This is a genomic window from Chitinophaga fulva, from assembly GCF_012927205.1.
Classification (GTDB): domain Bacteria; phylum Bacteroidota; class Bacteroidia; order Chitinophagales; family Chitinophagaceae; genus Chitinophaga; species Chitinophaga fulva.
The window spans coordinates 943,091-966,003 of sequence record NZ_JABBGC010000003.1 but is presented as its reverse complement, the minus strand read 5'-3'; the positions used below and the strand labels follow the sequence as shown (position 1 = coordinate 966,003).

The 22,913-nt window shown below is 47.6% G+C and carries 19 protein-coding genes; 16 read left to right on the top strand and 3 right to left on the bottom strand.

The features are described 5' to 3' along the window. Nucleotides 1–50 precede the first annotated feature (50 nt). From HHL17_RS27225 to HHL17_RS27155, 15 genes are all read left to right on the top strand, one after another. Nucleotides 51–1,343 carry a prolipoprotein diacylglyceryl transferase gene (locus tag HHL17_RS27225; RefSeq protein ID WP_169227986.1) on the top strand — a complete coding sequence of 431 codons (1,293 nt, stop codon included), beginning with the start codon at nt 51–53 and terminating at the stop codon, nt 1,341–1,343. An 8-nt stretch (nt 1,344–1,351) separates the two neighbouring features. Next, nucleotides 1,352–1,780, top strand: coding sequence for a hemerythrin domain-containing protein (locus HHL17_RS27220; RefSeq protein WP_169227985.1), 429 nt, complete (start codon nt 1,352–1,354; stop codon nt 1,778–1,780). 183 nt (nt 1,781–1,963) lie between these two features. Beyond that, nucleotides 1,964–2,887 carry a DUF2167 domain-containing protein gene (locus tag HHL17_RS27215; protein WP_169227984.1) on the top strand — a complete coding sequence of 308 codons (924 nt, stop codon included), beginning with the start codon at nt 1,964–1,966 and terminating at the stop codon, nt 2,885–2,887. A gap of 485 nt (nt 2,888–3,372) precedes the next feature. Further along, the gene (locus HHL17_RS27210; RefSeq protein ID WP_169227983.1) at nt 3,373–5,850 is read left to right on the top strand and encodes a TonB-dependent receptor domain-containing protein; all 2,478 of its coding nucleotides are present in this window, start codon (nt 3,373–3,375) and stop codon (nt 5,848–5,850) included. A 186-nt stretch (nt 5,851–6,036) separates the two neighbouring features. Next, complete coding sequence (locus HHL17_RS27205) at nt 6,037–8,511, top strand: outer membrane beta-barrel family protein (protein ID WP_169227982.1); 2,475 nt, start codon at nt 6,037–6,039, stop codon at nt 8,509–8,511. Nucleotides 8,512–8,827: 316 nt separating this feature from the next. After that, on the top strand, nt 8,828–9,394 hold the full coding sequence (locus tag HHL17_RS27200) for an RNA polymerase sigma factor (RefSeq protein ID WP_169227981.1): 567 nt from the start codon (nt 8,828–8,830) through the stop codon (nt 9,392–9,394). Continuing rightward, nucleotides 9,394–9,954: a hypothetical protein gene (locus HHL17_RS27195; RefSeq protein ID WP_169227980.1), complete on the top strand. Its 561-nt coding sequence runs from the start codon at nt 9,394–9,396 to the stop codon at nt 9,952–9,954. Before HHL17_RS27200 ends, HHL17_RS27195 begins: the two co-directional genes overlap by 1 nt. Then, nucleotides 9,938–11,020, top strand: a complete 1,083-nt coding sequence (locus tag HHL17_RS27190) for a hypothetical protein (RefSeq protein ID WP_169227979.1) — start codon at nt 9,938–9,940, stop codon at nt 11,018–11,020. The genes HHL17_RS27195 and HHL17_RS27190 overlap by 17 nt, the downstream gene beginning before the upstream one ends. A gap of 75 nt (nt 11,021–11,095) precedes the next feature. Beyond that, on the top strand, nt 11,096–11,827 hold the full coding sequence (locus tag HHL17_RS27185) for a head GIN domain-containing protein (protein WP_169227978.1): 732 nt from the start codon (nt 11,096–11,098) through the stop codon (nt 11,825–11,827). Nucleotides 11,828–11,923: 96 nt separating this feature from the next. Further along, nucleotides 11,924–12,415: a YajQ family cyclic di-GMP-binding protein gene (locus tag HHL17_RS27180; RefSeq protein WP_169227977.1), complete on the top strand. Its 492-nt coding sequence runs from the start codon at nt 11,924–11,926 to the stop codon at nt 12,413–12,415. Between the two features lie 75 nt (nt 12,416–12,490). Next, complete coding sequence (locus HHL17_RS27175) at nt 12,491–12,742, top strand: type B 50S ribosomal protein L31 (RefSeq protein WP_078667903.1); 252 nt, start codon at nt 12,491–12,493, stop codon at nt 12,740–12,742. 69 nt (nt 12,743–12,811) lie between these two features. Next, complete coding sequence (locus HHL17_RS27170) at nt 12,812–13,993, top strand: putative sugar nucleotidyl transferase (protein WP_169227976.1); 1,182 nt, start codon at nt 12,812–12,814, stop codon at nt 13,991–13,993. An 18-nt stretch (nt 13,994–14,011) separates the two neighbouring features. Further along, on the top strand, nt 14,012–14,773 hold the full coding sequence (gene tpiA, locus HHL17_RS27165; protein WP_169227975.1) for a triose-phosphate isomerase: 762 nt from the start codon (nt 14,012–14,014) through the stop codon (nt 14,771–14,773). Nucleotides 14,774–14,958: 185 nt separating this feature from the next. Beyond that, complete coding sequence (locus HHL17_RS27160; protein WP_169227974.1) at nt 14,959–15,555, top strand: 2'-5' RNA ligase family protein; 597 nt, start codon at nt 14,959–14,961, stop codon at nt 15,553–15,555. A gap of 417 nt (nt 15,556–15,972) precedes the next feature. Then, nucleotides 15,973–16,257 carry an acylphosphatase gene (locus tag HHL17_RS27155; RefSeq protein WP_169227973.1) on the top strand — a complete coding sequence of 95 codons (285 nt, stop codon included), beginning with the start codon at nt 15,973–15,975 and terminating at the stop codon, nt 16,255–16,257. A gap of 535 nt (nt 16,258–16,792) precedes the next feature. On the opposite strand, the gene HHL17_RS27150 is transcribed toward HHL17_RS27155, so the two are convergent. After that, nucleotides 16,793–18,958, bottom strand: a complete 2,166-nt coding sequence (locus tag HHL17_RS27150; RefSeq protein WP_169227972.1) for a M56 family metallopeptidase — start codon at nt 18,956–18,958, stop codon at nt 16,793–16,795. A gap of 20 nt (nt 18,959–18,978) precedes the next feature. After that, nucleotides 18,979–19,368 carry a BlaI/MecI/CopY family transcriptional regulator gene (locus tag HHL17_RS27145; protein ID WP_168872630.1) on the bottom strand — a complete coding sequence of 130 codons (390 nt, stop codon included), beginning with the start codon at nt 19,366–19,368 and terminating at the stop codon, nt 18,979–18,981. A gap of 293 nt (nt 19,369–19,661) precedes the next feature. Between HHL17_RS27145 and HHL17_RS27140 the strand changes: the two genes are divergently transcribed. After that, a complete protein-coding gene (locus HHL17_RS27140; protein WP_169227971.1) occupies nt 19,662–22,037 on the top strand; it encodes an ABC transporter permease in 2,376 nt (791 codons plus the stop codon). Here HHL17_RS27140 and HHL17_RS27135 read toward each other — a convergent pair. Next, entirely contained in the window at nt 22,023–22,880 is an 858-nt protein-coding gene (locus HHL17_RS27135; RefSeq protein WP_169227970.1) for a sterol desaturase family protein, read from the bottom strand. The two genes, HHL17_RS27140 and HHL17_RS27135, sit on opposite strands and share 15 nt — an antisense overlap. Nucleotides 22,881–22,913 lie beyond the last annotated feature (33 nt).

Sequence of the window (22,913 nt, the reverse complement as noted above, 5' to 3'; positions counted from 1 at the left end):
AATTCGGCTTTGTTCATAGGAAAACTCAGATCACCAATTTTTTTTAGGCTATGTATCCTAATTTATATTACGCTTTCAGAGATCTGTTTGGTATAGAGATTCCTGTTTTCAAAATCCTTCAAACATTTGGCTTTTTTGTGGCCGTTGCTTTCCTGGCAGGGGCTTATGTATTGACAAAAGAATTGAAGCGCCGTGAGCAGCTGGGCTGGCTGAAGCCTGTTTCCCAAACTGTGCTGACAGGTGGTCCCGCCACTACCAGCGAATATATCAGCAATGGCATCCTCGGATTCCTGCTGGGTTGGAAAGGTCTCGGGCTGATACTCAACTGGGATAAGGTTTCCCAAAACTTTCAGGGCTTTATTCTTTCTGCAGAAGGTAGTTTTCTCGGTGGTCTCGCCGTAGCAGCAATATTGGTCTTCCTGAAATACAACAGCGCTAAAAAAGGATCTGTAGCCAAAAAAGAAACGGTGAACATATGGCCTCACCAGCGTGTGCCGGACATTATTGTGATGGCCGCCATCGCGGGATTGCTGGGTGCTAAAGTGTTTCACAATCTGGAAAACTGGAACGATTTCGTACAGGACCCTATAGGTTCCCTGCTCTCTTTCAGTGGCCTTACCTTCTATGGTGGCCTGATTGTAGCTACGGTCGTGATTTTGCGATATGCCCGTAAAAGACAGATCAGCATCAAACACCTGATAGACAGTGCTGCGCCGGCGCTGATGCTGGCTTACGCGATAGGCAGAATGGGATGCCAGTTCGCCGGTGATGGTGACTGGGGTATTTACAACAGCGCCTATATCACTGATACTACCGGTCATGTGGTACAGGTACAACCATCTGAATTCAATAATGCTGTTCAGCGGAACATCGCATTCTTCCAACAACAATACAGTGATACGGCTCATATACCCCACGCGGCTTTTGCCAAACCGGCGGCGCTGAGCTTCCTGCCAGACTGGTTTTTTGCTTCCGGTTATGCACACAATGTGGTAAATGAAGGAGTGCCGATGCCGGGATGTGACGGCCCTTATTGCCGCGTACTGCCCGTTGGCGTTTATCCCACGCCGTTATATGAGATACTGGCCTGCCTGGTGCTTACCGGCGTGCTTTGGGCTATCCGTAAAAAAATCATCGTACCCGGCGTGATCTTTGGCGTATACCTCGTGCTTAATGGCCTAGAGCGTTTCTTCGTCGAAAAAATCCGTGTCAATACCAAATACGATATTTTCGGTTTTCATCCCACACAAGCGGAAATCATCTCTTTTTTGATGGTGGTTGGAGGCATTATCTGGATATGGTACTGCCGTAAAAAAAATACAGCTGTCGCTACAGCTTCCTGATATTGAATATGCAACGTCATTCAGCACTAATACCCTTATCGCACGAGCATAAGCGTCTGTTATTTGTATGCCGCTATCTGAAAAAAGATGCGGCGCCCTATGAAGGTTTTCCGCTGGAAACACAGGCCCGGTTTGAATATATGGTGAAGGTATTTCAGGAACTGATGGTACCACACATTCAGAAAGAAGAATATCTCTTTGAGAAATGTACTGGTCATGATCCCCGGGTGGACGCGCTCATCGCGGAACTGCAGGGGGAACACCGGCTTATCTCCGGTATGTACAGCGCCATTACAGAAAGTACGCAGCTGGAAGAGGACATGGACAAAATAGCCGTCAGCCTGGAAGCGCATATACGAAAAGAGGAAAGAGTGTTTTTTGAGCTGGTCCAGGAAGTACTGCCCGATATCCTGGAAAATATCCGATGGGAAAATTAAAAGTTTTTATATCTTGGTTATGCGAACAATGAGTAGTTTCCGTAACTGGCACTACCATTACGGAAATTAGACCCTGTACCTGTGCGCCTTGGTGGCAGCCATCTGTAGTAATTTTATCCCTATCGTACCAAGACCTTACCATGTCCATTTTTTGTTGAGCCATTAAACCATCCAAACGGTTTTATGCGAAAGGTTTTTGCATATTGTATACTCACTTGTTTTGTCGTCATTTCCCGGGCTTTTGCCAGTGTTGGAGAAGACGGTCTGGACCGGTATGATTTGCTCGGTCCGGAAGACCGGCTCACGGCATCTTTTACTTATCAGGAGGGAAAGGTTGTTCTCAATAACGGCGTTGTACTGTCAGTGCCGAACGGGTATCGCTTTCTGAATGCGATACAGGGCCGGACATTGGTAGAGCGTCTCTGGGGAAATCCGCAAAATCCGGGTTTCCTGGGCCTGTTGTTGCCCAAGCCTGGCAGCCGGACGGAAAATGCTCTCTTCGGTATTGAAATCTCTATGGATGAATCAGGGTACTTGAGTCAACCTGAAGCACGGCAACTTAATTATGGTGCGCTGATGCAGAAAATGCAACAGCACCTGCTGCAGGATAATAACTGGCGCAGCAAGAGGGGGCTGAATACGGTAACCGATATGTACTGGGCATCGCCACCTGTATACCATGAATTCAATAATACCCTGCACCTGGCCCGCATCCTGCAATTGGGCAAAAGTGCCTCCGTCCTTAATTATGAACTGAGGATTCTTACGCGTACCGGCGCGTTGTGCCTGACTGCGGTAGCGCATAGCGGCCAACTGGAAACATTGCAGGCACTGATGCCAGCGATGTGCGCCCGGGTACACCTGCCGGTGGGGCAACGGTACCTGGACTTTAATCCCCATACCGACCGGATGGCCGCCTGGACTGAAAAAGTGCTCAGAATGGGAGAGATCCTTGATGCCCATCACTTCTTCCAGGGACTGCTCAATACCTGGTTGTTCATAGTGGTGTCCCTGTTAATGGTACTATTTATATATGTCATGCAATACATTCATCGCCGGAAGGAGATGCCTAAGGAGCTTTTTCGTGTAGACGAGCGACTGAATTAAATTTCCTCCCTAAAACTCCCCATATTTTCGTCTTTTGGGGGAAATTCCTGGCTTTTTCTTCTTTTTTCTTTCCCCTTCGGGGGATGCCTGCCTGGCTTTTTTGATGTTTCCTGACCTATTTTAGGCTTGTGCTCGCTAATTTGTACCGTTCTTCCGGCCTTTTTAACCGCCTGTACCCCTAAATTACCTTAGGAACTTCCCCGGCTTCCGGGGTGAAACATTTCCTTTTTTGGGTCGTCTTCTTATTGTTCCAGCCACTTGTTGCCGTTCATCCTTACTTACAGACCGTTCGTGTAAAGATTTGGTACTATGTATTGCATGGTACATATTTTTACAATGTAGTTGATGAGCTACTGTAGTTGACAAACCACTGTAGTATATTAACTAAGGTTCTTTAAGAAGGGATTCATCAGAAAACCGACTGAACGGTAACCGGGAACAATCTAAAATCTAAAAAACCAGAAAAATTCTAAATCCGCCCTTATATGAAATCAATTTTGACAGCGTTTGCATTAACAGCAGGAATGATAAGCGCCGCGTTAACTACCCAAGCACAAAACGGACCTAAAGTAGCCGGTAAAGTGATCCGTGCCGGCGAGCAACCTGTAGAATTTGCCACCGTTACCCTGCTGAAGGCCGGCGATTCCTCTCTCGTAAAAGGAGCTATTGCAGATATCAACGGTAAATATGAATTTGAACAGATAAAACAAGGCAAGTACCTGATCGCGGCGGCAGCCGTAGGAATGAACAAAGCTTACAGCAAACCCTTTGAGGTGGGCGCTGCGGGTGTAGCTGTTCCTGCTCTCGCCATGGAAGCTGCTTCCAAAAGCCTGAAAGCAGTAGACGTCACTGCCCGCAAGCCTTTCATAGAACAGAAAGCCGATAAAATGGTGGTGAACGTGGAAAGTAGCATCACCGCCGCCGGTGGCAACGCGATGGAAGTATTGGAAAAATCACCTACCATCAATGTAGACAAAGACGGTAACATCTCCATGAAAGGAAAAGGCGGCGTTATCATCATGATCGATGGCAAACCCACTAACATGTCTTCCCAGGAAGTGACTGAACTGCTGAAAAGCATGCCGGCTTCCAACCTGGAACAAATAGAACTGATCGCCAATCCTTCCGCTAAATATGATGCTGCCGGTAATGCGGGTATCATCAACCTGAAACTGAAAAAGAACAAGAACTACGGTACTAATGGTAACGTGAGCCTGGCGGCTGCACAGGGTCTCAAGCCTCGCGTCAACGGGGGCATCAACCTGAACCACCGTAATGAAAAGGTGAACCTGTTCGGTTCTTATAACTATAGCCACCGCGAACAACAGCAAAACCTGGACGTGTACCGCACCATGACTAACGAAGGCCGTTACCAGGTATTTGATCAGAATAATATTGACATAAACAAATCAGACTACCATGCAGCCAAACTGGGGTTAGACTATTTTATCTCCAAAAATCATACAATCGGTGTAATGGCAGATGTGGCCCGCCGGGACCGTAACAGTCCTGCTGAAGCCAATACCAAAATAGGAAATGGTTCCATCATCGACTCTATCCTGCATACTACTTCCACTGATAACGGCAGATGGCAGCGTGGTGCTTACAACCTGAACTATCGCGGTGTCCTGGATTCAACCGGCAAAGAACTGAACATCGACGTGGATTATGCCCGTAACACGAACAAACAAACTTCTTCCATCTTTGCGATTAGCCGTGATGGTGCTAACAAAGGCATATTGGGCAGCGATACATCCCGCAACAATCAGCCTTCCAGCATTGAAATCAAAACGGCAAAAATAGATTATGTGCATCCGTTGAAAGGAGGCGCCAAACTGGAAGCCGGCCTGAAAACCAGCTTTGTGACCACAGACAACGACGCCCGTTTTGATTCCCTGCGCATGGGCAACTGGATAAAAGATGAAAACCGTTCCAATCACTTTATTTATAAAGAAAACATCAATGCCGCTTACGTTAATTTCAGCAAACAGTTCAAAAAACTGCATGTTCAGATAGGGCTGCGTGGTGAGCAAACACATATCAGTGGCAATTCTGAGTCAACACAAAAGGAACAATTGAAAGTGGTGAAAAATGATTCCAGCTATTTCAACCTGTTCCCCAGCGCTGCGTTGACTTACCAGCTGAACAAGGACAACACATTTGGATTGACCTACAGCCGTCGTATCCAGCGCCCGGATTATGAAGAGCTGAATCCATTCGAGTCTTACCTGGACCGCTATACGAAACAAGCTGGTAACCCGAATCTGAGGCCGCAGTATTCCAATAGCTTTGAACTTACCCACACCTTCAAGGAGTTCCTGATCACTTCACTGGGATACACCCATACCAAAGATATGATGACGAGAATACTGGAAGCAGCTGTGGACCCTGCCAGCGGAGATACTTCAGCGGTGCGTTACCGGTATCAGAACGTGGCCAAGGCCGACAACTTCAACCTGAACGTGTCTGTGCCAATTCCTATCACCAAATGGTGGACTTCTTTTACAACAGCATCTCTGTCCTATAATATGTATGAAACAGTGGTAGATAAGAACAACGTAAAACTTTCTTCCTTCGGTTTCTTTGGCCGCACACAACAGACTTTCACGCTTGCTAAAAACACCGCCGCAGAAGTTACTTTCCTCTATGTAGCGCCGCAGGTACTGGAAGAAGGGTTGTTCAGAATGAAGTCCATGTATGGCCTGGACCTCGGCTTACAACAGAAAGTGCTGAAAGGTAAAGGAACACTGAAGCTGAGCGTGGCAGACGTTTTCAATACCCAATATTTCCGTGGTTCATTTGACAACGCCGGCAGGACTACCGCACTGGTCAGCAGAAACGATGTACGCCAGGTACGCCTTTCCTTCAACTACCGCTTCGGTAACAGCAATGTGAAAGCAGCCCGTACCCGTGAAACAGGTCTGGAAGCAGAACAAAACCGTGTTAAACAAGGAGGGAACTAAAGATGGTTTTTTAGGTATATATAAGGATGGAAAAACGCGGCCCTTTTCGTCAGGGCTGCGTTTTCTACCCCACCTGAAATTGGCTATTCGTCACAAAAAAGGAGAGTTTGGTGGATTTTAAAACAGGAAAAGAAGGCTTCCCGGTAACTTGAACCTAAAATCAGAAAAATTCTAATCCGCCCTCGTATGAAATCAATTTTGACAGCGTTTGTATTAACAGCAGGAATGATAAGCGCCGCGTTAACTTCCCAAGCACAAAACGGCCCTAAAGTAGCCGGTAAAGTAATCCGTACCGGCGAACAGCCGGTGGAATTTGCCACCATTACCCTGCTAAAGGCAGGCGATTCCTCTCTCGTAAAAGGAGCCATTGCAGATATCAATGGTAAATATGAATTTGAACAGATAAAACAAGGCAAGTACCTGATCGCGGCAGCAGCCGTAGGAATGAACAGGGCTTACAGCAAACCCTTTGAGGTAGGCGCTTCCGGGGTGACTGTTCCTGCCCTCGCTATGGAAGCTGCCTCCAAAAGCCTGAAAGCAGTAGATGTTACCGCCCGCAAGCCTTTCATAGAACAGAAGGCTGATAAAATGGTGGTGAACGTAGAAAGCAGCATCACCGCCGCCGGTGGTAACGCGATGGAAGTACTGGAAAAATCACCTACCATCAACGTAGATAAAGATGGTAACATCTCCATGAAAGGAAAAGGTGGCGTGGTAATTATGATTGATGGTAAGCCCACCAATATGACCTCACAGGATGTGGCTGAACTGCTGAAAAGCATGCCGGCTTCCAACCTTGAACAGATCGAACTGATCGCCAATCCTTCCGCCAAATACGATGCTGCCGGTAATGCCGGTATCATTAACCTGAAACTGAAAAAGAACAAAAGCTACGGTACCAACGGTAACGTGAACCTGGGCGTTTCACAGGGAGTCAGAAGTCGCGCTAACGGAGCGCTGAATCTGAACCATCGCAACGAAAAGGTGAACATCTTTGGTTCCTATAATTATAGTTATCGCAGACAAGAGCAGGAGTTAGGCGTATATCGTACCATGACCAATGAAGGCCGTTACCAGGTATTTGATCAAAACACGGGCACAGACCAGAAATCTGATTACCAGGGAGGTAAAATTGGAATGGATTATTTCATCTCCAAAAATCATACACTTGGTGTAATGGCCGACCTGAGCCGCCGGGACCGTAATATGTCCAGCGATGCCATCACCAAAATTGGTAACGGTAACCTGGTTGATTCTATCCTGCATACCAACAGCGGGGAAAGCGGCAGATGGCAGCGTGGCGCTTACAACCTGAACTACCGCGGTATCCTGGATTCTACCGGCAAGGAACTGAACATAGACCTGGATTATGCCCGGATTACCCAGAAGCTGAACTCTTCCATCTTTGCCCTCAACCGGGATGGCGCCGATAAAGCATTGCTGAACAGCGATACGTCCCGCAATGGCCAGCCTTCCAGCATTGAGATCAAATCTGCAAAAATTGATTATGTACATCCGCTGAAAGGCCAGGCCAAACTGGAAGCAGGTGCTAAAGTCAGCTTTGTGACTACTGACAACGATGCCCGCTTTGACTCCCTGCGTACCGGCAGCTGGATTAAAGACGAGCGGCGTTCCAACCACTTTATTTATAAGGAAAACATCAATGCAGCCTATATCAATATCAACAAACAATTCAAAAAGGTATTTGTGCAGATAGGCTTGCGTGGTGAACAAACCCATATCACCGGTAACTCAGCATTCACCCAGGACCAGCAGGCGAAGGAAATCAGGAACGATTCCAGTTACTTCAACCTGTTCCCCAGTGCCGCTATGAGTTATCAGCTGAACAAGAACAATACCCTGGGCCTGACCTACAGCCGCCGTATTCAGCGTCCGGACTATGAAGAGCTCAATCCGTTTGAGTTTTACCTGGACCGTTATACCAGGATAGCCGGTAATCCGGGCCTGAAGCCGCAGTATTCCAACAACTTTGAGGTTACGCACACGTTTAGGGAGTTTTTGACTACTTCATTGGCCTATACCCATACCAAAGATATGATGACCAAGATCCTCGAAGCAGCAGTAGACCCTGTCAGCGGGGACACTTCGGCCATACGCTACAGGTATCAGAATGTGGCCAAGTCAGATGTTTTCAACCTGAATATCTCTGCTACGGTGCCGATCACCAAATGGTGGACGTCTTTCACGACGGCATCACTTAGTCATAGTATGTACGAAACCGTAGTAGACAAAAACAACGTGAAACTTTCTTCTTTCGGTTTTTTTGGACGTACCCAACAGACATTCACTATAACGAAAGATATGAGCGCAGAGGCGGTATTCTTCTATGTTTCCCCGCAGCTGGCTGATGAAGGGCTGTTCAGAATGAAAGCCATGTATGGCCTGGACCTGGGCGTGCAGCAGAAAGTATTGAAAGGCAAAGGTTCCGTGAAGCTGGGCGTGACCGATGTGTTCAGAACGAATTATTTCCGTGGCCAATTTGAGAATGTTGGGCGCACTACCTCCATATTCAACAGATGGGATTCACGGCAGGTAAGGCTTTCCTTCAACTACCGCTTCGGTAACAGCAATGTGAAAGCAGCCCGCAATCGTGAGACCGGCCTGGAAGCAGAACAAAACCGTGTAAAAGGAGGGAACTAAAGATGGTTTTTTAGGTATATATAAGGATGGAAAAACGCGGCCCTTTTCGTCAGGGCTGCGTTTACTGCCTGTTACCTAAAAATCGTGTTTCGTCACAAAAAAGCAGGGTTTGGTGGATTTTAAAACAGGAAAAGCAGGCTTCCCGGTAATTTTATAAAAAATTTTTAAGGAGACATTACAGGTATATATCTATATAAAATATTTATAATTAGATATTTAAGTATAATTTTTTAACGAGGCTTTAGTATCAGTCGTAGAAAATTTCGAAAGAACGGCCTTACCACATGCAACCTTTTTTACAATCATTGTCTTTATAATGAAAGCATCAGCCAATAACTTGAATCAGACGCAATTAGACGGGAATGTAATAGACCGCTGCAAAAGAGGGGATGTTCGCGCATTTCGCGAACTGTATAATGCTTATGCCGCTGCCATGTACAACATCTGTTTGCGTATGACGGGTAACGTTAGTGATGCGGAAGATACCTTACAGGAGGCCTTCATACAGGTACACCGTAACATCGGCAAGCTGGAGCGCGAAGCGAGTGTGACAGCGTGGATTAAAAGGATAGTGGTCAACCACTGCCTGAATAATCTCAGAAAGAAAAAAGTGTACTTTGAAGAAGTGGAAGAAGTGGAAGTAGCAGAAGAAGCAGGTATAGACGAGGATTCCTTCACCTGGACCGTGTCCGCTGTCAAGTCAGCCATTCACGGACTGCCGCAGGGATACCGTACCGTACTGAATCTCTACCTGTTTGAGGACTACTCTCACCGTGAGATCGCCGACATGATGGGGATTACGGAATCTACCGTGAAAACCCAGTACATGCGGGCTAAAGAAAAAGTAAGACAAATTGTAAAACAGCAAAATCTTATTCGTTAATGCCGGAAAATTTTGAAAGTTTTATCCAACAGCACCGGGACGCGTTTGAGGAGCCCGGACCTTCGCCCAGGGTGTGGGACGCATTGGAAAGAGAGTTGGAAGGAGGCCGTAAAGGCAGAGTAGTTTCGCTGCTGGGCAAAAACTGGTTCAAAGCCGCCGTTATCGCAGTATTGTTGGTCAACGCCGCCGTACTGTTTTATATCGCCAGGCATAAACAACAGCAACAGCAGGACCTCGCCGTTGTGATACCGGAAATGCAGGATGCCAAAGTGTATTATTCCAACCGGATCAACGAAAAGCTGGAACTCATCAATGCCTATCCGGTCAATGAGCTGGGGCTTGACAGTGCCGCACGACAAGAATTGCAGTTACGTAACGATACCTATAAAACACTGGAGAATGAGCTGAAAAACAATCCGGGCAACCAAAGAATCCGGGGCGCCATGATCCGTTATTATCAGCTCAAACTGGAGCTGTTTGACAAAATCCTCGAAGAGTTGCATGAAAAACACGCAGCTCCCACTACTCACACAAAAAAACAATATGAAGCTGAAATTTAGTTTGCTGTTATGCCTTGTATTGCCGCTGTTCACTTTTGCCACCAATGGTGACGTAACGTATAAAAAAACCATCCGCAAAGAATTTACCGTTAGCGCCGGCACGGCTTTCAGCCTGAGCAACAAATATGGCAAGGTGGTATTCCATATCTGGAATAAAAATGAAATCAAAGCAGCCATCACCATTACCGGCTTTGGTAAAAATGACCAGGAAGCACAGGGAATCGCCGAAAGCGTAAATATTGATGCCAACCAAAGCGGTGCCAACGTGTCCATCAATACCTCCTATAACCCCTCCAAATCAGGCGGGTCCTGGTTTTCCTGGGGCAGTAAAAAAGATTCCAAAGACTACGTTAATATAGACTACGATGTGTTTATTCCCGAAAGCCTTTCCCGGCTGAAAGTAGAGAACAACTTCGGGGACGTGGTGGCAGATAAATTCAGTTTCCCTGCAGAACTGGCACTCAATTATTGTTCTTATGATATCCGTGATGCGGCTGACTTGCAGCTGAGACTCAACTACTGCGACAGGGGCCGTATCGGTAAAGCCAATAAAGTAGTGTTGAAGGGTAACTATTCCAACCTGAAAGCAGAGCAGCTGGACCTGCTGGACGTGAGTTCCAATTACAGCAACTACACCGTTACCAACCTGGGAACACTGAAGCTGGCCGCCAATTATGATGATTATAAGATACAGCGGGTAGAAAAGGTCAACGGCCATGTAGCATTTTCAGACACCAACATCGGTGACCTGGTATCTGATATCTCCATGAAGATCACCTATGGTGACCTGAACATCAAGAAGGTAGTGCCGGGCTTTAAAGGCGCCGATCTGATACTGACTTTCTCCGATCTGAAGATGAACCTGCCACGTAAATTACCGCTGCAACTGGATGTGGTGATGGTAACAGGTGATCTGAGCACCGGCAGCCTGGAACTGAAAAACGTAATTTCCAATAAAACATCCAGCACCCTGAGCTACAAAGCACAGTCAGGTGGTGGTAACGAAGGATCGCCAGTCATTAAGATAAAAGGTACCAGTGCTGATGCCAACCTGAACGCTTATTGATCGTCATCTGATATATGTATTCACAACGAAGCCCATTCTAAAACCTGATTATAAATTATTCCTAAAAAACTCCACATGAAGACATTTTTCAAGTATGTACCAGCCTCTTTTTTAGTAGCACTCGTTGTGTTGCTGTCCTCTTTCACCAACATCCGTAATGAGCGTATCAGAGGGAATGGCCAGATGAAAACTGAAACCCGGACTGCCGGTAATTTTGACAAAATATCCACTGGCGGTGTTTATAATATAGAACTGCAACAAGGCAACACCAACAGCATCCAGGTAGAAGCAGAAGAGAACCTGTTACCCTACATTGAAACAACGATTTCCGGTGGCGAGCTGGAAGTGACTACCCGTAAAGGTGTAAATATTGACCCCAGTAAAAAGATTATTGTGCGTGTTACCATACAACAGGTGAAAAAGCTGTCTGCCAGCGGAGCCTGCAGCTATACCGGTAAAGGCCTCATTAAGTCAGACAACCTGAAGCTGGAATTCAGCGGCGCCACGCATGCGAACCTGGAGCTGAATGCCCGGGAACTGAAAGTAGGGATGTCCGGAGCGAGCAAGGTTGATTTGAAGGGCAGTTGCGATAAAGTAGCTTACCAGGCTTCCGGTGCTGCCAATATTGAAGCATTGGATTTTCAGACCCAGGAGGCAGAGATAGGTATCTCTGGCAGCGGCGAAGCGAAAGTAGCGGTGGAGAAAAAATTGAATGTCAGTGTATCCGGTGTGGGCAAGGTAAGGTATAAAGGAACGCCGGCCGTAAACCAGTCCGTTTCCGGTATGGGCAACGTGCGCCAAATTTAATTTTTTTTAGATTTAGATTTATATATGTCGGGCAGGTAGTTCACTACCTGCTTTTTCTTTTCTATATTTGTCGTTCGAAGATAAAAAAATTGAGTTATGCCGTCCTTTGATATTGTTAGCAAAGTAGATTTACAGACACTGGATAATGCGGTTAACACTGTGAAAAAGGAAATCACCAACCGGTTTGATTTCAAGGGGTCACACGTGGTAATTGAACTGAACAAAAAAGACCTGGTGCTGAATATAGAAGTAGACAGTGATATGAAGCTAGGGCAGGTGCTGGACGTGCTGATTTCACGTTCCATGCGTCAGGGGCTGGAAGCCACCATTTACGATCAGAGCAAGGAGCCCTACCAGAGCGGGAAAGTATATAAGAAAGAAGTTCCTATCCGAAATGGCATCAAACAGGAAGACGCCAAAAAGATCGTGAAGCTGATCAAAGATTCCGGATTAAAGGTACAGGCTGCCATTATGGACGACATTGTACGGGTAACCGGCAAAAAAATAGATGATTTACAGGATGTTATACAAGCATGCCGGGAAGCCAATCTGAGCATTCCGTTGCAGTATATTAATATGAAATCCTGATTTTTTTTACAATAAACTTTGGGTGTTAAAGAAATTTAGTTACCTTTGCACCCTGTATTTACAATAATATTTGATATGAAACAGGGAATACATCCGGAAAATTACAGATTTGTGGTATTTAAAGATATGTCAAACGGACACAGCTTTTTAAGCCGTTCCACTGCTCCTTCCAAAGAAAGTGTAAAGTGGGAAGATGGCAATGAGTATCCGTTGATTAAGTTGGAAATTTCCAATACCTCTCACCCTTTCTATACTGGTAAGAATGTGTTGGTGGATACCGCAGGACGTATCGACAAATTCAACAAACGCTACGCGAAAAAAGCATAGTCGTTTGCAACAATATTTTTATAAAGAATCCCATCGGCTTATCGATGGGATTTTTTATTTTTAACCCCTATGGAGCGTCATTACATTCTTTTCGACACGCCCGAACGCAACCTGTTATACCCCTTTACGTATACGAGACCCATTGCAGCCTGCAGAGTAGGAATTCTTACGATACAGGAGAAGTGGGAGCATTGGCTGGGTACAGGTGTCAGTCATTTTACCGTACCTCATTTGCAGGAGAAGTTTCCGCTGCGCCGTGGAGACGACGTCATGATGAACGTGCTGATCAACGGGCATATCATGCCTGACGAGCAGTTGGTAGCGACCATTAAGGCTTTAGGCCCGGATGAGGAATTATATAAGGACAATCACCTGGTAGCCAAGGTGGTACAGGGTAGGGAAGTCCACCTGTTGCCTGCTGCCAGCCGTAAGAACTATACAGGTCCGGTGGCTGGTATTTTCAGGCCCTGGGATATTTTTTTGCAGAACGACCGTGCCGTCCGGGAGGATTTTGTGCTGTTGACCAAAGGGCGTACTTCGGCGGCGCTGCCGGAAGGTTGCCAGGTATCGCATCCGGAGAATGTGTTCCTGGAGCCGGGGGCCATGGTACATTGCAGTATCCTCAATGCTGCCACGGGTCCCATTTACATTGGCCGGAATGCCCTGATCATGGAGGGGTGTGCCATCAGAGGGCCGCTGGCGCTGGGAGAAGGAGCTGTTTTAAAGATGGGGACCAAAGTATATGGAGCCACCACACTGGGGCCTTATAGTATCGGTGGCGGAGAAATTAAAAACAGTGTATTTTTCGGTTATTCCAATAAATCACATGATGGTTACGTCGGTGATGCGGTGATTGGTGAGTGGTGTAACCTCGGGGGGAATACTACCTGTTCCAATGTCAAAAACAACGCAGGGGTAGTGAAAGTGTGGATAGAGGCCAGGCAGGGCACAGAGCCGGCAGGGCAGAAGTGCGGTGTGATGATGGGGGACTACAGCCGTACCGGTATTAATACCATGTTGAACACCGGCACCGTGGTAGGTGTATCCTGTAATATTTTCGGCGCCGGATTTCCGCCAGCCTTCCTGCCTTCCTTTAGCTGGGGGCACCAGGTAGGGATGACTGGCTACCGCCTGCCTGAGGCGTTGCGGGATGCCGCCGCCTGGATGGGGTTCAAGGGGCGTCCGCTGGAAGATGCAGATCGCAGGATTCTGGAGGCCGTTTTCAAGGAAACAAACACACAACGACCATAAAACTTAATATCACAGTACATGAGAAAAAAAATTGTTGCAGGTAACTGGAAGATGAACCTTACACTGGCGCAGGGTGAGCAATTGATCAACGACATTCTGCAGGCTGGTCTTAAACTGGCAGAAGGGCAGGAGGTAGTGGTGGCCACGCCTTTCCCGTATCTGACCAAGGCTAAGTCCCTGCTGAAAAACTATCCCGGCTTTTTTGTAGCGGCACAGAACTGCGCCAGCGAGAAATCCGGCGCCTATACCGGCGAGGTGTCCGCAGAAATGCTGCAGTCTGTAGGAGTGGATTACGTGATCATTGGTCACTCCGAAAGAAGGGAATACTTCCAGGAAAGCAATGCGGTACTGGCGAAGAAAGTAGACCAGGCGCTGGCTGCCGGCATCAAGCCGATTTTCTGCTGCGGTGAGCCGCTGGCGATCCGTCAGGCTGAAACACAGAATGCATTCGTAGCGAAACAACTGGAAGAAAGCCTGTTCCATCTGACCGTGGAGCAACTTAAAAACGTGGTGATTGCCTATGAGCCGATTTGGGCTATTGGTACCGGACTGACTGCCAGCGCTGCGCAGGCGCAGGACATGCATGCCTTCATCCGTTCCCAGATTGCTAATAAATTTGGCCGTGAAGCAGCGCTGCACCTGACCATCCTGTATGGCGGCAGTGCTAAGCCGGGCAATGCAGCTGAACTCTTTGCCAATCCTGATGTGGACGGCGGCCTGATTGGTGGCGCCTCCCTGGTGGCAAGTGATTTCGCAGCGATCATTCAACATCTCGGTTAGTATTTTTTAGCAAAATAAAAACGGAGCAGGGATAGGTCGAAAGGCCTATCCCTGCTCCGTTTGAACATATTGGATGATGTGACTGCGTATTTTTTTAGTATAAAATGCTAAAAAAATTAGTATTTCAGAAAAAAGGGTGTATATTTGTATTGTCATTCTAACAGTCAGTGTTAAAATATCAGGTTATGAATACGAATTATGAAACTTCGGAAGCGTTATTTGATTATTTGCTGGTAGTGAATCCGGATGTTGTGGTATCAAAAGATGTGAACCGTATACGGCAGTTTATCGCAACGTCTTTAGAGGATGCTGCGAGCATTACATCACCAGTGTACATTCCTTTATTCAGGTCCGAGTTTCCGGCGCGTTTTGAAAACGACTTTATTGACATGGTGGAAGAAGTAGCCAAACGTCAGTCAGGTTTTGCGATTTATACATCACGACTGGAAGCGGTAAGACACGCAGACGGCCGGCAGAGTATCTGTGTGAATGTTGCTAATCCCAAACCATTGGTAGAGCTGCACAAGAGCATTATGCAGTGTTTTGATCTGAAGCCACAAGCATTTAAGCCCGGTATGACGATCGCACGCGGGCTCGATGAAACGGCCATTGCCAAAGTGTTGCCGGCTTTAACGCAACGGTTGTTTGTACGGAGTTTTAACTGCCATTGTTTTACCCTGCTGAAACGGCCGGTAACTGGTGGTAAATATCAACGAGTGAGAGATATTGTGTTTGGAGACATTGAGCATTTGACAGGATCTTTGTTCAATTATGCTGCTTAGCAGATTGAGCTTTTTATATATCATTGTCTGAATCGGGAAGAGCCGGATTGGAGATGCATTGGATGAAAATTGAACGAACTGTATCATAAATGCCCGCAATGGTAAGGCTTTCAGCCTATTATTTTGTGACCCCTGTTTCTTCAGTTTTCATCTGTAGTTTGTTTCCCTCAAGTTAACCATTCTCAGTCTTTCCTTAAATGTGTGGCTGCTGTCATGGCATGTTCCAGTGGTACCGGTGAAGGGTGATCACTATCGAATCTGCTTTGGTGGGTTTGGTGTCCTACTGCCGGATAAATGTATTTCAGCGCCCCGGGATTAATCGTTACATTCGTTTGACCATACAACCTATATGGCCAATGGATCATACCGGTCCGTATTCATCCTGATTCAGACATTTTTGAGATAACCATTGACGTTATGACAACCAAATCAATCGTACACAAAGAGATCATCGTGAAAGGCCGGGTGCAGGGTGTGGGTTACCGGGCTAATGCGAAACATATGGCAGATTTGCTAGGCGTGCAGGGGCAGATCAAAAACATGCCGGATAAAGCGGTGTGGATTTTGGCAGAGGCAGAAGAGCCGGTAATGGAGCAATTTCTGTCCTGGTGCCGTAAAGGGCCAGCCATGGCTAAAGTAACAGAAATGGAAATCAGTGTGGGGCCCGTGCAACATGTTTCCGGGTTTAACATCCTTCATTGATATCATCATCATTATTATTCGCTAATCGCCTTTACCATTTCATTTCACTATTTCAGTTTATGAGTCGTACATCTTGCTTCACAATTCGTGAATCCTGATTCCTGACTCCTGACTCCTGACTCGTATTGCGAGCATTCGTATTGCTTGCGTTGTAAATGATAAACCATCGAATCCTTATTTGGATTCCCTGGACCGTATTGCCTGAACTTTAAACGAATTCGCCATCCGTGAATCCTGGTTTGTACATCATGATTTATACGATGTGGGCCGTAAATCCCGATCCGCAGTTCATCAATCCTGGTTCAGCATTCGTCATTCGTATTTGGGGTTACTATCCTTCTATATATACCTGGTTAAATAACAGGTTCTGGTGTTCTTTTCCTATGCCTGGACTACCGCTTTCCCTATTGAGCGGTAGTCCTGAAATAAAGAAAAGCGCAAAGAATACGACGGGCCGCTGACGCAACTCCAGCCGTATCATTCTTTGCGCTTTTTCTATGATGAAGAACGATTGATGCCGTTTTATGAGGAGTGATTAATCTTCGATGCTGATATTAAGATTACCGGGTTCAGCCTGTTTGATATAAGTCCGTTTGTTTTGCAGGTATTGTCTGTACTTTTCCGCAACATTATCGGATTGTTTGACACCGTTGATATACAGGCCGTTTCCGTTCTTTTCGATGGTGAAGGAATGCTGGTTGTCTATCAGTTTATCATCCGCCATTTTGTTGATCATTTCGCGATATTTTTTAGAGGAGTTATTGGCCTTTTCGCGGGCCCTGTCAGCTTGGTCCCTGGCCCTGTCAGCTTGTTCCCGGGCTTTTTCTGCCTCACGGAACATGACGTCCCGTTGTTCATCCATGTGTTTGTGCATCTGCATTTGTTTGGAAAAAGCGGAATCGCGCATCATTTGCATCTGTTGCCTGTTGGCTGCGAACACTTTTTCCCGTGTGCGGCCCATTTCCTTCAGCTGGTGTGTTCTGTCGGCTTCTGCTTTTTTCCGGTTAGCCTCCCATTCCTTGCGGAGTTTTTCGCTTTGCTTTTTGAACTTCTCGCTGTTTGTTTTCCACTCTTCATTATCGAAATCGAATTTGAAGTTCATGCTGTTTTTAATGTCCTGCTGCATCTGTGACCAGTCGATGTTTTTCAGCGCTTCTCTGGCTGCTTCCTGGGCTGCCTGTGTCTCTTCGGCAATGGCTTTCCAGTCGATTTTATCTACCTCTGCCTGCGCTTCGGCCTGTATCTTTTTGATATCTACTTCTTTCAGGCGTTGCATGGCTTTCTCCACGCTTTGCTGGGCCCGTTCCAGGTTTTTTTTGGCAGTGGCTTCGGAGCTGCGTATATGGCGGTTCGGCGTAGAGGTGTCAGACAGCGCGTTCAGGGGAGCCACCGGTGAGAACAGCACATGTCCTTTGCTATTCATCACGATCACATTTTGCGGCGTTTGTATGTTAGCCGGGATGGGCATTTCAGGAGCATCCGGTGGTGGTGGGGGAGGCTCGGGAGCATCCGGGATTTCGTCTGCCGCTGGCGGTGCATCCGGTACAACGACTGGCTTCGGCGCCGGCGGTGGCGGGGGAGGCGGAGCAGGAGGCATTGGCAGTGTTTGGATGCTGGTATCTGCGGCAGTAGTGCTTTCCGGCTGTTTGTTGCCAGCATCTTTCCCTTTGGCAGGGTTGAGCCATGCGATAGACACCAGGGCTGTGGCAATGATCAGGACTGCTAATAATTTTTGACTATAATTAAGATGTTTTGTTTTCATCTCCATAATTCTTTTGATGCGGTGAAACAGATGTTGTTTGTCATCTGCAGCAGCCATGGCCATGGGGTTGGAAGTTAACCGGTACGTTTCCAGCGCCATCAGTGCTTTGGCATAATGCAGTGGTTGGACGGTGCCTGCGATCACGAGGTCGTCGCAACAGTGTTCCCTTTCCAGGCGGATGATACGGGAAATCAGCCATACGAAAGGATTGAAGAAGAGGATCGTTTCTACAATGGATTGGAAGATATTCAACAGATAATCATTGCGTTTTACGTGTGCCAGCTCATGCAGCAAAATGGCTTCCAGCTGCTCTTCCGACAGGTTGTTGACCATCGCGATGGGCAACAGTATCACTGGTTTCAGGAATCCCAGCATGACCGGTACCTGAACATAACGCGACACCAGCAGTTTTATCGGGCGGGATAATTTCAGTCTGCCCATCAGTTGGCGCAGGTGTTTTTCCCAGGCTTCGCCCATGGGCTCTACCATGGTGGTACGGATATGATGCAGTTGTACCAGGTCGGACGCGAATTTGATCGTCATGAGCAACATGCCGGCCAGGTAGAAGGTGACGAGTATAGGGAAACAGAGCTCCAGGCTGGGAAACAGCTCCACTACTTTCAGCTGGCCCGGATAAGGCGCCACCGGTTGTTGCGCCAGTGCGGCCATATTCGCTGCCTCGGCAGGGTTGTATTGTATCAGCAGTTGTTTCGCTGCCGAGATGGTATGCCATTGCTGATAAAAAGTGATGAGGAACCAGGCGAATATACCGGAAAGTGCAAAAAACGACAGATTGTATTTAATCCGGGCGCTGGCCATAGGCCATAGTTTCAGCACTACTCTCAGGCAGGCGTATACGAAGAAGGACTGCCATAAGGCGTGGAGTATGCTCCAGCCAAGTGCGCGCACCAGATCGCCGGTAATAGGTAATAAGTTCATAGTAGTATATGTTTTACCTGTTATCGCTTTTGTTGTTTTTCTATTTCCGCTAAATATTCCCTGATTTTCTCCAGTTCCGCGTCTGAGGAGCGATGCTGCCCCAATGCCTGCATGACCAGGCTGGTGGCCGATCCGCCGAAGACGGTATCTATCATTTTATTTAACAGCTGCTGCCTGGTTTTTTCCTGGGAAACAGCCGCTTTATACACGTGGGTCTTACTGCTGGTATCACGTTCCAGCAGGTCCTTGTCATGCATGATCTGCATCAGCTTCAGCGTAGTGGTATAGCCGGCATCTTTGGTGGCAGAGAGGATGTCATGCACCTCCCGTACGGTGCAGGGACCTTTCTCCCAGAGAATGCTTAGTATCTCCAATTCACTTTCTGTTGGCTTTATTTGTTTCACAGTCATGATGTTTTATCAAGGATGATTATTGTTGTACGAATATCTTCGTAGCTAATGTACGATTGTTTTCGTAAATGCAAAATAAATTATCAGAGAATGTGATCAAGGTGATAAAAAACGGATGAACGGACATCCTGAGACGATCGTTACGGGGGAGCCGCCGTCAGCAGTGAAAGCGGACAAAAATTGTCTGATAATGGACAAAGCGCATTATTTTTAATATATAAACATATGGTATATATAATGCAGGTATATTGGCATTTTCTTCGCGGCCACGCAGGTACTCAAATCACCACTGCATGATCCGCAACTATCTTAAAATTGCTTTCCGCCATTTTGCCCGGCATAAACTGTACGCAGGGCTTAATATTATCGGCCTCGCTACGGGAATGGCTGTGGCGTTGATGATTGGATTATGGATATGGGATGAGTGGTCCTTTAATCATTATCACACCCATCATAATCGTATCGCGAGGGTGATGAGCACCCAGTTGGACAACGGAGCACTGGTGACCAGTACCGGGGTGTGTATTCCGCTGGCGGACGAGCTGCGGAATAAATATGGCGCGGACTTTAAAAAGGTGGCTGTCGTTTTCCCGACTTATAACCATGTGCTGGCCAATGGAGAAACGAAAGTCACCGCTATAGGCCGGTGGGCACAGCCCGATCTGCCCGCCATGTTATCCTTACGTATGATCGCAGGCCGGCAGGAGGCGCTGAACGATCCATCCTCTGTGCTGCTTTCCCAATCACTGGCACAGGCGCTGTTTGGGCATACTGATCCCGTTAACCAGCTGCTGCGCATGGACAACCGCATGGACCTGAAAGTGGCTGGTGTATATGAAGACATGCCCGAGAATACTACATTCCACGATACCAAACTGCTCCTGCCATGGGGAAAAGCCCTGCGGGAGCTGGTATGGCTGCTAGAGGCCAGTACAGACTGGACCACCCATCACTGGGAACTGATCGTGGAATTGAATGAACATGCAAAGCCCGCCGTAGTATCAGACAAAATCAAAAACCTGGTACAGGCACATATTACCACAGGGAAGGAGCGCATCTTCCTGCAACCGATGAATCAATGGCATTTATACAATGAATTCAGGGATGGTGTAAATACAGGCGGACGTATCGGCACCGTGAAACTAATGGGTACTATCGGACTGTTCGTGTTACTGCTGGCAGTGATTAATTTCATGAACCTCGCTACTGCGCGTAGTGAGCAGCGTGCACGGGAGGTAGGTCTGCGAAAAGCCATCGGTTCGTACAGGAGCCAGCTGATAGGGCAGTTCCTGACAGAATCCATACTGGTCGCGTTTCTGGCTATGATATTGAGTTTATTGATGGTGCAGTGTTCCCTGTTTTTCTTTAACAGCCTGGCTGATAAACATATGGTGCTGCCTTGGGGCAACGCGCCTTTCTGGCTGGCGATATTATTATTCACTTTGTTCGTGGGCCTGCTGGCCGGTAGTTACCCGGCGTTTTATCTCTCCCGGTTTGAACCAGTAAAGGTGCTGAAAGGAACAATAGCCGCCGGCAAAGCCGCCTGGCTGCCCCGTCAAACGTTGATCGTGCTGCAGTTTACCGTGTCTGTTACGCTGATCATCGGCACACTGGTGGTTTTCCGCCAGCTGCAACATGCACGCAACCGGCCGGCCGGCTACGCCAGGGAAGGGCTTATCACGCTTGGCGTCAACACCCCGCAATTGTACCAGGCCAATTACAATACGCTGCACCGCGACCTCATGGAAACGGGTGCTGTGGCAGATATGGCCTATGCTGCGGCAGCTACCACAGAGGCGCCCGAAAATGAAAAGAGCTTCAGCTGGAAGGGGAAAGACCCTAATATCGTTCCTCAACTGAAAATTGTGGCCGTCTCTCACGATTATGGTCATACGATCGGATGGAAGATCAAGGAAGGGCGAGATTTTTCACGGGATTATCCAGCCGATACAGGTACGTTGGTCCTCAACGAAGCAGCTGTGCGTCTAATGGGTTTTAGTCACCCGGTAGGGGAGATCGTGGAGTATGGCGGTGCGCCGTGCCGCGTGATAGGCGTGGCTGCGGATATGATCATGGAATCGCCCTATCAGCGTGTGGCGCCGATGGTTTTCCGGCTGGACTACAAATGGTACAATTTCATTACAGTCCGTATCAGGCCGGAAATGCCGGTGGTGGATGCGCTGGACCGGATTGGGAAAGTGTTTCGTCAATACAACCCTGCAGCTCCTTTTGAATATAAATTTGTGGATGAAGTGTATGCCCGTAAATTCTCCGACGAACAGCGCCTGGGCCGTTTGGCTGCGGTGTTTGCCGTGTTGGCCATATTTATTTCATGCCTTGGGTTATTTGGCTTGTCGGCTTTTGTGGTTTCGCAACGCACCAGGGAAATTGGTATCCGCAAGGTATTGGGCGCTTCTGAGCTGAACTTGTGGACATTGCTGACAGCTGATTTTGTACGCCTGATGATATTGTCTGTTCTGATAGCGGTGCCATTGGGATATTACAGCATGCACTACTGGTTGCAGCAATACGCTTACCGTACCAGCCTTGCATGGTGGGTATTCCTGCTGGCAGGCGGAATGGCGTTAATAGTAGCTTTGCTGACGGTAAGTTTTCAGAGCATCAAAGCTGCCCGTATGAATCCCGGCCGGAGTTTATCGGCCTCTTAGTTGTTTGGTGGTTTGCCGGCTGCCATCGGGGCTCCAGCCCGGTGCATCCAGCAGGTAGTGCCACGCTTCGCGCAGAGACCGTGCCCGTCGCAGGTCGCGCCAGATGTCCACCCATTCGTGGGTGGCAATCCGGAAAGGATTGTAGGTATGGATGTTTTTGGTGAGCCCATATATCGGCCGCTGCTTTTCCGGCGTAAACGTGCCAAACATACGGTCCCAGATAATGAGCATCCCGCCATGGTTGCGGTCCAGGTAATCGAGGTCAGAACCGTGATGCACCCGGTGATGGGAAGGCGTATTGAAGATAAATTCTATTGGCCGTGGTAGTTTGTTGATCATCTCTGTATGTATCCAGTACTGATAAATCAGGCTGATGGCCTGCATGCTCAATACCATGATGGGATGGAATCCCACGAGAGGCATCCAGAACCAAAACAGGAAGGTGCCGGTAAGGTCGCCCGTCCATGTCTGACGCAATGCAGTGGCGAGCGTATATTTTTGGGAAGAATGATGGATGACATGGGAAGCCCAGAAAAAGCGGACAGTATGACTGCTGCGGTGAAACCAGTAGTAACTGAAATCATCTGCAAAAAAACACAATACCCAGGCCCACCAGGTAAAACCGAGGGTAAAAAGACGGTATTGATAAACAAAAAGATAGAAGCCAAGAATGACACCTTTGGTAAACAGGCCTATGAAAAGTTTGCCCAGCCCCATGGCAATGCTGCTGAGGGCGTCTTTGGGCTCGTAGAGGTTCCGGTGGTCTATCGTGGTAATGATGATCTCCAGCAGCATCAGCAAAACAAAGCCGGGAATGGCATACATGATCAGGTTAGGAGGCATAAAAAGAAATTTGGCTATTCAGGTATTTGGTTA